General features: G+C 66.4%; 8 protein-coding genes and 1 pseudogene. 4 read left to right on the top strand and 5 right to left on the bottom strand.

Annotation, left to right across the window (positions count from 1 at the left end; genetic code table 11):
* Positions 1-11 precede the first annotated feature (11 nt).
* Together ACOGW9_RS15495 and ACOGW9_RS15490 are read left to right on the top strand one after the other, a co-directional pair.
* Complete coding sequence (locus ACOGW9_RS15495) at positions 12-401, top strand: very short patch repair endonuclease (protein ID WP_419913102.1); 390 nt, start codon at positions 12-14, stop codon at positions 399-401.
* Positions 402-551: 150 nt separating this feature from the next.
* Entirely contained in the window at positions 552-1,784 is a 1,233-nt protein-coding gene (locus ACOGW9_RS15490; RefSeq protein ID WP_419912842.1) for an ATP-binding protein, read from the top strand.
* Positions 1,785-1,821: 37 nt separating this feature from the next.
* Here the strand turns inward: ACOGW9_RS15490 and ACOGW9_RS15485 are convergent, their stop codons facing one another.
* The 3 genes and pseudogenes from ACOGW9_RS15485 to ald form a co-directional block, all read right to left on the bottom strand.
* Positions 1,822-1,962, bottom strand: a complete 141-nt coding sequence (locus tag ACOGW9_RS15485; protein ID WP_419913122.1) for a hypothetical protein — start codon at positions 1,960-1,962, stop codon at positions 1,822-1,824.
* 54 nt (positions 1,963-2,016) lie between these two features.
* Positions 2,017-2,433 (bottom strand): annotated as a pseudogene (locus ACOGW9_RS15480) (HNH endonuclease); the annotation flags it as partial.
* An 842-nt stretch (positions 2,434-3,275) separates the two neighbouring features.
* Positions 3,276-4,388 (bottom strand): alanine dehydrogenase, encoded by a 1,113-nt coding sequence (ald, locus tag ACOGW9_RS15475; RefSeq protein WP_419912840.1) that lies wholly within the window; start codon positions 4,386-4,388, stop codon positions 3,276-3,278.
* A 100-nt stretch (positions 4,389-4,488) separates the two neighbouring features.
* On the opposite strand from ald, the gene ACOGW9_RS15470 reads away from it, so the two are divergent.
* Complete coding sequence (locus ACOGW9_RS15470) at positions 4,489-6,159, top strand: AMP-binding protein (protein WP_419912838.1); 1,671 nt, start codon at positions 4,489-4,491, stop codon at positions 6,157-6,159.
* Between the two features lie 53 nt (positions 6,160-6,212).
* Here ACOGW9_RS15470 and ACOGW9_RS15465 read toward each other — a convergent pair whose 3' ends face one another.
* Positions 6,213-7,199, bottom strand: a complete 987-nt coding sequence (locus ACOGW9_RS15465; RefSeq protein WP_419912836.1) for an NADPH:quinone oxidoreductase family protein — start codon at positions 7,197-7,199, stop codon at positions 6,213-6,215.
* A gap of 144 nt (positions 7,200-7,343) precedes the next feature.
* Between ACOGW9_RS15465 and ACOGW9_RS15460 the strand changes: the two genes are divergently transcribed.
* On the top strand, positions 7,344-8,348 hold the full coding sequence (locus ACOGW9_RS15460; RefSeq protein WP_419912834.1) for an isopenicillin N synthase family dioxygenase: 1,005 nt from the start codon (positions 7,344-7,346) through the stop codon (positions 8,346-8,348).
* Positions 8,349-8,386: 38 nt separating this feature from the next.
* Here the strand turns inward: ACOGW9_RS15460 and ACOGW9_RS15455 are convergent, their stop codons facing one another.
* Positions 8,387-10,870, bottom strand: a complete 2,484-nt coding sequence (locus tag ACOGW9_RS15455; RefSeq protein WP_419912832.1) for a CaiB/BaiF CoA transferase family protein — start codon at positions 10,868-10,870, stop codon at positions 8,387-8,389.
* Between the last annotated feature and the right edge of the window lie 51 nt (positions 10,871-10,921).

Below are 10,921 nucleotides of genomic sequence, written 5' to 3'. Positions count from 1 at the left end.
CATCGGAGCGGATGTCGAAGCAGCGCTCCCGCGACACAGGGCCGGAACGGCTCATCCGCTCGGCACTGCACCGACGTGGCCTGCGCTACTTCGTGCACCGCCGGCCGTTGCCCGAGGTGCGCCGCGAGGCCGACCTGGTGTTCCCTCGGCTGCGGGTGGCGATCTTCGTGGACGGTTGCTTCTGGCACGGCTGCCCCGAGCACGGCACCAAACCCCGCCGCAACGCCGAATACTGGGAAGCCAAGATCGCCCGCAACCGTGCCCGCGACGCCGACACCGACGCTCGCCTCCAAGCAGCCGGCTGGACCCCAGTCCGCATCTGGGAGCACGAACCTCCCGACCAAGCCGCCGACCAAATTGAACAACTCATCCGCACCCGAGCCCGCCGCCTGGGCCAGTAGCTAGCCCGTCTTCTTGGCCAGCACTCACAGGTGCGCGCAAAACCGGCAGTCACAATTGCGTGAAATATGTATCTTTCGACGTGTGAAAACAGCATTTAAGACTGTGTGAAAAAGGTAATCAGACCTGTGCAGAAGTGGTAACCTGCAGTTGTGACCACATATATCCGCCGGATGGCAGACGTCAGGATCGAGTTCTTGGCGGAGTCTCCCGCGGCGCTGTTCATCACGGGGGCGCGTGCCACAGGCAAGACCACTACGGCGCGCCGCCACGCAGCCACCGTGATCCAACTCGACAACGCCGATGCGGCCGCCGCTGTACGAGTCGATCCCGACGCTGCCCTCCGCGATCTCCAGCCACCTGTCCTGCTCGACGAGTGGCAAGTAGTTCCCGAGGTGCTGGGCGCCGTCAAGCGGGCCGTGGACAACGACCGCACGCCAGGCAGATTCATCCTCAGCGGCTCCGTCCGATCTGCTCGCGATTCCGCGCTGTGGCCCGGCACAGGGCGCCTGCTCCCGGTCGCCATGCATCCGCTGACGGTGCGCGAGCAGGTCGGTGCCATCGACGGAGTCGAATTCCTCGAACGTCTGAGAACCGGCGACGACAATCCCCTGCCGGCGGACATACCCGACCTGCGCGCCTACGTGGAGATCGCGTTGCGGGGCGGCTTCCCCGAGGCAGTTCTGGAGCCCCAGGTCGAGCGTCGAGACGCTTGGCTCGACGGCTACCTCAGCCACATGGTGACTCGCGACCCATCGACATTGGGCGCCTCGCCCGACAGCGGCCGTCTCGGACGATTCTTCGGCGCTTACGCGCTCAACACCGCAGGTCTCGCAACTGACGCCACCCTCATCAAGGCTGCGGGCATCGACCGCCGTACCGGAGAGTCCTACACGCAACTGCTCAGCGATCTCGGCATCATCGCCGAACTCCCGTCGTGGCACAGCAACCGGCTCTCCCGACTCGTCAAGGGACGTAAGCGCCTAGCGGCGGACACCGGGCTTTGGGCCGCAGCCGTCGGTATCGACGCCGCAACCGTGATGTCCAGCGGCGATCTGATCGGGAGGCTCCTTGAGACCTTCGTCATCAATCAGCTGCGAGCCGAGACTGCCGTGACGACGCGTGGTCCACAGTTGTGCCATCTGCGAGTGGCGGACGGTCGACGGGAGATTGACTTAATCGCCGATTTCGGTGCCCGCGGCATCGTCGCCGTCGAGATCAAAGCGACGAATGCACCCGACACCAGCGACGCCCGCCATCTCGCATGGCTACGAGACGAACTCGGCCCCCAGTTCGCAGCAGGTGCCGTGCTCCATGTCGGCAGCCACCAGTACCGCCTCTCAGACCAGATCGACGCCATCCCCATCTGCGCACTCTGGGCCTAAACAGCCACTGCCGCGAGCCGGCTCTGGCGCGCCCGTCCTACGCAAGCGTGTCCTGGAATATGCGTTCGTCATGCCACCGTAGGTAGGTGGGATGCGGTGGCTCGATCTCGGACGGCAGCGCAAGCACCTCATTCAGTGAGCGGCCGAAGTTGTGCTCGACGCCTGTGTCAATTTCCACGCTCGTTCGAAGGCGACGTGAGCGATGCACGCGCAGCCCGCCGTTGACGGTGATCAAGCCTCGATCGAATGCCGCGTCGTGGGTCGGGCAGGCAGCAACGCCGTTGCGTGGGTCACGCCGCTCTCGGTTGTTCGAATCGGCCCATGGCTTGATGTGTGACGCAACAATTAGGCGACTCCCCCGCAGAGATCGTGGAGCCATGCCACAGAAGCCGCACGTGCCACCGAATCTCCGGACGACCTCGTTCGCGAATGCGGTATGCCCGACGCGAGCCCGATGCTCGACGATGCGAGTGGTCTCGGCAGCCGAGAGCACCTGATGGTGCTTCAATTTCGCTGCCCTGAGCCTTGCGGCCTCCCTCTCGAGTTCCTCGTACCGGAACCCTGAAACACCATCAAGACCGAGCAGGGAGTAGTCAGTTGTCTCCGAGAGACGCAAGAAGTCGGGCAGCCGACCCTCACCAACGCCCATGCTCCGGGCACCGCGTAATGCCGTTCGGTACAGGTCGATGTGGCGAGCGACGTCGTTACCCATCTCCATGAAGAACTGGACTTCGTGCCTCGCTCCGTTCACGCGAGAACCGTCCAGATTCATCATCTTGCTCGTGATCGAACTGGGAGAGCGCACAAAGAGCGCCGCTAGCTGATGAACGAGCGCTGGTGCCGTGTGGATCGTTTGCCCCCCGTAGCGATGTGGGTCAACTACCGGATCGTCGCAACGGAACAGGCAGTAGCAGAGCACAGTCTCGACGGGCCTGAAGTTGACCTGTCGCTTGCCCGGTGGCGGCACGCGACGCTGCACGATGCTCCGTCACTGCGCTGCTGCCTCGCTCTCGGTGAGGTCCAAGTAGTCGCTCAGCGACGCCACTCGGACACTCTGTCAGGTTCGCAGTTCCAGCGGGCGACACTCGCAGGGCTCGGCGCAACCTCGCAATAGACGGCCATCGCGGAACTGTGGCAGCGAGCCCAAGACTGCGTTCTCGAGCACTTCATCGAGATGCTCTGAGCAGGCGAAGACTGTGAAGCTCAACCTGCCGCAATCGAGCTTCCAGGAGACGCAGTACAGCGCACCGCGTCCCGCAGGTGGCCATGGACATACGCCACAATCCCGGTGGCCGAAGTCGACTGAGACGACCAGTCGAACCTTGCCACCTGCTTGCGGAACCTCTTTGAGTGGCGTCGTGAGAGTCATCGATCCTCCTGGGTTGACCCGATAAGGCGATGCTGCCGGCTCAAGACCACATGAGGCCGGCAATTCACTCGCGCCAAGAACGGGCGAGTGTTCGGCACCGAGGCCCGTGGTGACCGTGCGCGCTAGAAGCCGAGGGCGGTGAGGGGGTCGGTGTAGGGGATGTCTAGGGCGGCGGCGACGTGGGGCTCGGTGACGTGGCCCTTGTAGACGTTGAGGCCTGCCCGCAGGTGGGGGTCTGTGCGCAGGGCGTCGAGCCCGTTCTCGGCAATGGCCAGCACCCTTGGCAGAGTGGCATCGCTGAGCGCCCGGGTTGAGGTCAGCGGCACCGCTCCGGGCATGTTCGCCACGCAGTAGTGCACGACATCGTCGACCACGAAGGTCGGTTCGGCGTGCGTGGTCGGCTTGGATGTCTCGAAGCACCCGCCTTGGTCGATCGCGACATCGACGACAACGGAGCCAGGCCGCATCTGGCTGATCATCTCGGCATTCACCAGCTTCGGTGCCCGTGCACCGGTCACCAGCACCGCCCCGATCACCAGATCGGCTCCCAGCACCTCGGCCTCGACGGAGGCACGCGTCGAGGTGACCGTCACCACCGAAGCACCGAAGCGCTGTTCGAGGTGATCGAGCGCCCCCGGATCGATATCGAGCACCCGCACGTCGGCGCCCATGCCGATGGCGATCTCCGCCGCGTTCTCGCCGACTACGCCGCCACCGATGATCACCACACGAGCCGGCGGCACACCGGGCACGCCGCCAATCAGCAAGCCGATGCCGCCGTGCGCAGTCTCGAGCGCCCACGCTCCCGCCTGCACGGCGAGGCGGCCCGCAACCCGCGACATCGGCGCCAGCAGCGGCAATCCGCCACGCGAGTCGGTGACGGTCTCATAGGCGACGCATGCCGCCCCTGATTCCACGAGATCGGCGGTCTGGTCGGGGTCGGGAGCGAGGTGCAGGTAGGCGAAGAGGATCTGGCCCCCACTGAGCATCTTGCGCTCGGATGACTGCGGCTCCTTGACCTTGACGATCAGCTCGGACTTCTCCCACACCTCGTCGCAGGAGCCGATGCGAGCGCCCGCAGCCTCGAAGGTGGCATCTGGTACACGAATGCCCGCACCCGCGCCGGTCTCTACGACGACGTCATGCTCGTGCAGCACGAGCTCACGAACAGCGTGGGGCGTCAGCCCAACACGTTGCTCGCCCGCCTTGGTCTCGCAAGGCAAGCCGATCAGCATGCGGCCACCTCCTACCCAGGTGCCCAACTACCCAATGTGCCCCAGACATCGGTGCCCCGGCCGGGGCTTGGATGCACCGGCGAAGTCTACGATCCTCCCGATGAGCCCCAGTGACACACCGAGCCTGATCGACGACGGTGCTGTCGACGGCTGGACGCTGCCCGATCTTGTGCGGCAGGCTGCGGCCTCACACGGCGACAACGAGTTTCTCTCGTTCGAAGACGGCCGCACTCTCAGCTTCGCCGAGCTCGACAGCCACACTGACCGGCTCGCTACCGCTCTCGCTGATCTCGGCCTCCGGCCAGGCGACCGGTTGCTGGGGCTGCTCACGAACAGCCTCGAGTTCATGCTGCTGATGATCGCCACCCACAAGCGGCGGGCGATCTTCGTGCCGATCAACACCGACTTGCGCGGTGCCTTCCTCGAGCATCAGGTCAACAACTCCGAGCCACGCATCGTGGCCGTCGACCACGGGCTGCTCGAGCGCTTCGACGACATCGAGCCCGGCTCCCTCGACCCGTCCGAGACCGACATCGGGGCCACGATCCTGGTCGACGACGGCGACTACGGCGTCGGTGCCGGCGGTGTGCTCATGGGCTCGGCGGAGGTCTCCATCGAAGAGCTGCTGGAGACCGAGGTGCGTCCCGAAGCGGTGCTGGCAGCCGAACCCAGCGATGTCTGCACGATCATGTACACCTCGGGCACCACCGGTCCCGCCAAAGGCGTGCTGATGCCGCAGGCGCACTGCTACCTGTTCGGCCTCGGCACCGCCCGGAGCCTGCAGATCACCCCGGAGGACCGCTTCTACTGCTGCATGCCGATGTTCCACGCGAACGGCCTGTTCATGCAGGTCTTTGCGTCGCTCCACGCCGGCGCCTCGGTGTACGTGGAGAAGCGGTTCAGCGCCGGCAAGTGGCTCGACACGGTGAGGCGGCACCAGATCACCCTCACGAACGCCCTCGGGGTCATGCCCGAGTTCATCTGGCGCAGCCCGCCGACCGACAGCGATCGTGACCATCAGCTGCGAGCCGTTATCGCCCTGCCGGTGGCGGCGGAATGGGCCGCAGCGTTCGAAGAGCGCTTCGGTGTGCGGATCATGCAGGGCTACGGGATGACCGAGGTCAACATGGTTTCCTACACCAGCTTCGACGACCCGGTGATGTCGGGCTGCGCTGGGCGGCCGCTGACCGACTTCTTCGACGTCATCGTGGCCGACCCCGAGACCGACCTGCCCGTCGCGCCCGATGAGACCGGCGAGATCCTTGTGCGTCCCAAGGTGCCGTTCTGCTTCAACGTGGGCTATCACCGCATGCCCGAACGCACCGTGGCGGCGTGGCGGAACCTGTGGTTCCACACCGGCGATGCGGGAAGGCTCGATGAATCCGGGCGGCTGCACTTTGTGGACCGGTTGAACGACCGCATCCGCCGGCGCGGCGAGAACATCTCCAGCTACGAGGTGGAGACGGTGATCAACGGCTACGAAGGCGTGATCGAGTGCGCCGTCGTTGGCTTGCGCGTCGAAGGTGCCGGCGGGGAGGACGAAGTGCTCGCCGTTGTCGCAGTCAGCGGCCCAGCGCCCGATCCGGTCCACTTCCTGGATTGGTGCGTGCCCCGCATGCCCCGCCACAGCGTGCCGCGCTACCTGCAATTCGTGCGCGAGGTCGACAAGACCGCTTCAGGCAAGATCCGCAAGCAGGCCATCCGGGACGCAGGCGTCACCCCAGACCTGTGGGACCGCGAGTCAGTCGGTTACACCGTGGCCCGCGGCTGAGCGGGCACCAGCCGGCGCATTGGCCTGCGGCCGAGCGGGCAGACCAGGCTCGTCTACAGGTCGGGGCGGAGCAGGACCCGGCCGGTGGTCTTGCGCTGGTGCAACGCCTGCAGGCCGTCGATCAGGCCCTCAAGCGGCAGCTCCTGGCTGACGAGCGGGTCCAGCCTGCCGTCGGCCACCTGCGGCCAGATCTCGGCGTAGCACTCGTCGAGCACCTCGTCTTTGCGACCCCGGTAGCCGCCCATGTGCACGCCGACCACCGAGTAGTTCTTGACGAGCACGTGGTTCGCCGGTGCCTGTGGGATCGTGCCGCTGGCGAATCCGACCACCAGCAGGCGGCCTTCCCACGCCACCAGCCGCCGGGCGACATCGAAGTACTTGCCGCCGACGGGGTCGTAGATGATGTCGCAGCCCCGCCCCCCGGTGGCATCCATCACTGACTGGTACAGATCGTCGTTGTCGTAGTCGATGACGATGTCTGCCCCCAGTTCGCGGCAGGTCTCCACCTTGGCGGGCCCGCCCGCAGCAGCAAGCACGGTGCAGCCCGCAGCCTTGGCCATCTGCACTGCAGCCGAGCCGACACCGCCTGCCGCGGCAAGCACCAGCACCGTCTCGCCGGCCTGCATCTGCCCGCGCCGGTTCAGCGAGAACCATGCCGTGCCGTAGATCACATTCGCCGCGCACGCGGCGGGGATCGAAACATCGTCGGGCACGTGCCGAGCCGTGGCACCCCTGATGAGCGCTTCGCTGGCGTAGCCGCCCCAGCCGGCGGTACCCGAGCCGATGACGCGGTCGCCGACCTTCAAGTCGCACTCGGGGCCGACTGCAGTCACCGTGCCGCACGCTCCCATGCCCGGCGTGAACGGCGGATCCCACCGCTCCTGGTAGGTGCCCTGGCAGTGCAGGATGTCCGCGAAGTTGAGATCGGTGGCTTCCACGGTGATGCGTGCCTGACCCCGACCGGGCTCGGGCGAGTCGTACTCGCCCAGCTCCAGCACATCCCACGGGTAGCCCAGCTCGTTCAGTCGCCACGCCTTCATCGCTGTCCCCTGACTCGTTCGGCCGCTCGCATGGACTGGCTGCCCGAGCCCGCCCACGACGGCAGCACCGTAGCAACGAGCCGCTTCCGCATTCCGGCCAACCGGCGCGTACGCTCGTCGGGAGGCGAGCGGCGAGGGGGAAGCGTGGCACTCACGACGCAGGACCGCAGCACGGCGGAACCGACGAAGGACTCATCAGACGTCATTCCGGTGCTGGATCTCGCACCCCTCAACCAGCCGGTGCCCGATCCCGCTGCTCAAGCTGCGCTCGCCGCCGAGCTGCGCGACGCCCTCACCGAGGTGGGCTTCTTCTTCATCGTCGACCACGGCGTGGCCGCCAGCACCATCGAGCACATGTTCGACGAGGCCCGGCGCATTCACGCCCTCCCCCAAGACGTCAAGGACTCCATCCCGATGGGCAAGGTGGTCGGCGGCTACCTGGGCATGGGCGGCGGAACGTCGTATGCGTCCGACATCGCCGGGCCCGTGCGCAAGCCCAACCAGAACGAGGCGTTCTTCTGCCACCGCCACGGCTACCACACCCAGAACCAGTTCCCGCCGCTCGACGGGTTTGCGCAGAGCTGCGAGCAGTACATCGACCAGCTCATCGCGCTCGGCTCACGGATGCTGCCGATCCTGGCGCTGTCGCTGGACCTGCCTCCCGACTACTTCGACCCGCACTTCGACGAGCCCAGCGTCTCGCTGCGCATGTCGCACTACCCGCCGATGGACTACGACGACAACGAGTGGGGGCTCGCACCACATACCGACAGCTCGGTGTTCACGTTCCTTCCGGCCAATGACGTGCCGGGGCTGGAGATCCGACCGGCCGGCTACGACTGGATCAAGCCGCCGCAGATGGCCGGCTCCTACCTCGTCAACAGCGGCGACATGCTCAAGCGCTGGACCAACAACGTGTACCTGTCAACGGCGCACCGGGCACGCAACCTCTCGGCCGGCGACCGCTACGCCGTGCCGTTCTTCTACGGAGCCCGCGACGACGCTGTGGTCGACCCCGTGCCCACCACGGTCAGTGACGATCGCCCGGCTCGCCACGAGCCGATCACCTACGGCGACTACCAGCGATGGTTCTTGAACCGGAACTACGAGAACGTCACCGGCGAGAAGGTCGGCACGTTCGAGAGCTGAGCCACCCGGGCTGCCCGACCGGCCAACCCGACCGTCGGCTATTCGAGCACCCCAGCCACCGCCAGCTCGGCGATCTGATCCGCGTCGTAACCGAGCAGCCGCTCCAGCACTTCGAAGGTGTGCTCGCCGTAGGTCGGCCCGCCGTGGTGGATGCCGTCGGAGCTGCGTGACATCGCGAACCGAGCGCCTTCCACCCACATCGTGCCGTTCGTGGCATGGGTGACATTGCGGAAGTGACTGCGATGCACGAGCTGACCGTCGGTGGGCATCGTCACCGAGTTCGGGATCGCATGAGCAGGTATGCCCCCACGCTGCAAGAGCGCGTCGGCTTCGCTGCCTTCCCGGCACGACGTCCACGCCGTGATCGCTGCGTCGATCTCATCGGCTCGCTCCCGGCGCTCATCCACGCTCAGCTCGCCGAATTCGCCCAGCGACTCCCCGACAATCCAACACAGCGCCTTCCATTGGTCGTCGTTCTCGCAGGCGATGGCGATCCAGCGGTTCTCGCCCGCGCTCGCGTACACGCCGTGGGGCGACATCTGCGGATGAGCGTTGCCCAGCTTGGCGGGCATCTGGCCGTTGAGCGTGTAGTCGAGCACCGCCGGTGCCAGGAACGACATGGACGCCTCGGCCTGGGAGAGGTCGATGTACTGACCCTCGCCGGTCCGGTCTCGATGGTCCAGCGCAGCCAGAATCGCTGTGCTCAAGAATCGTGGCGACACGTAGTCGGTGTAGGCGCCGAAGACCCCGGCGGGGTCACGGTCGGGCCAGCCGGTCATCTCATAGAAGCCCGACATCGATGCCCCCATGGTCCCGAAGCCTGCGAGCGACGACAGCGGCCCGAACTGCCCGAAGAGACAGCTCGACGCCATGATGAGGTCGGGATTCACCTCGCACAGGTCGTCGTATGAGAGGCCCCACTCGCGCATCGCTCTAGGCGAGAATGACTCGCAGACCACATCTGCCCAGCGCACCAGGTCGAGCACCAACTCCCGGCAGGCCGGCTGGTCCATCTTGGCCATGTCGATGGTGATGCCGAGCTTTCCTGCGTTCATGTTCTGGTAGAGACCGCCGTTGTCGGGGCCGCCCTCGTCGTTGAGGAATGGCTGGATGGTGCGGGCCGCCTCGACCTTGTTCGACGATTCGACTCGCACCACGGTGGCGCCCCAATCGGCCAGCACTCTCGTGGCCGCCGGTCCGGCCATCACCCACATGAAGTCGAGGATCTTGACGTCGGCGAGCGGCTGCGCGGGGTCGCGGTGACCGGCGGGCACCGCTGCGGTCAGGCGCGCCGACACCTCCTCGGCAGCCAGCGCGGGAGTGAGCGGCGTCGCGGCTGCGTCGCCCAGCACCGCATCGGTGTGCTCGCCCACCGTCGGCGGCGGCCCCCCGAGTTCGATCGGCGTGCGGCTCATGAGCGCGAACGGCCCCGGGAACCGCACGGCCTGCTGGTCGCCGACATCGATGTCGCGCCAGAAGCCTCGCTCCGCGTAGTGCGGCGCCTCCACCACGTCTTGCACCGTGGAGATGGGCACCATCAGCAGCCGATGCTCAAGTGCTGACTCCAGCAGCTCCGCCTTGGTGCGCCCAGCGGTGAAGTCAGCGGCGACCTGCTGGATGCGGTCGTACTCGCCGAAGCCGATGCGGCCCGTCATCACGCCTTCGACGAAGTTGATCCAGTCGATCTCGAGGTCGTCGTCGGAGCAGCCGCCTTGGGCGTGCATCCATTCGAACAGCCGCTGGCCGAACGGGCCGATGGACTCGCCAAACAGGACCGTGGTGGATACGTACCCGTCCGAGGCCGGGGAGCGCAGACGGACGGTGAACGGGCCCAGCCTGACGCCGCCGCTGAATCGTGTGGCCTCTGGCGAGTTGTACAGGTGGCACAGCGACATCGACTGCAACGCTTGGCCTGCGGCCTGCTGAGCGCTCACGTCGACGTGCTGGCCCTGACCTGATCGGCTGCGCTCGCGCAACGCGATCATCGTGGCGGCCGCTGCTTCGGCAGATGCGTGCAGGAAGCACTGGTCGAGCGGGATGCGCAGCGGCGGCCGATCGTCGTCGCCGATGATGTTGGACAGCATCGAAGCCGCCGAGACCACGAGATCGGTCGCTGCCCAATGCGCCTTGGGGCCGCTCTGGCCGAACGGCGTGATCGACGTGTAGACGAGTGCAGGATTGGCCGCGGCTAGATCGTCGGCGCCCAGGCCTCTCGCGGCCATCGCACCGGGCACGTCGGACTCGATCACCACGTCAGCACCGGCTGCGAGCTCGAGCAGCCGGTCACGACCCTCATCGGTGTCGAGGTCCAGCACGATGCTGCGCTTGCCCCGGTTGTACGACCAGAACCACAGCGAAGCCTCGGGGTCGTCGTCGCGGCCTGCCACGAAAGGCCCGACGGTGCGCGCTGCCGACCCGCCCGGCGGCTCCACCAAGATCACATCGGCACCGAGGTCGGCCAGCACTGCCCCGGTCAGCTGGCCCCGATGATCCGACAGATCCAAGACGCGAAGGTCGAGCACGGCAGTCTCCTAGTGGTCAGCGTCCCTTGCGGCAACGCAGTGGCATCGGTG

Origin of the sequence: Candidatus Poriferisodalis sp. (assembly GCF_965203655.1) — a bacterium.
Classification (GTDB): Bacteria; Actinomycetota; Acidimicrobiia; order Acidimicrobiales; family Poriferisodalaceae; genus Poriferisodalis.
This window is presented reverse-complemented; position numbering and strand designations above follow the sequence as displayed.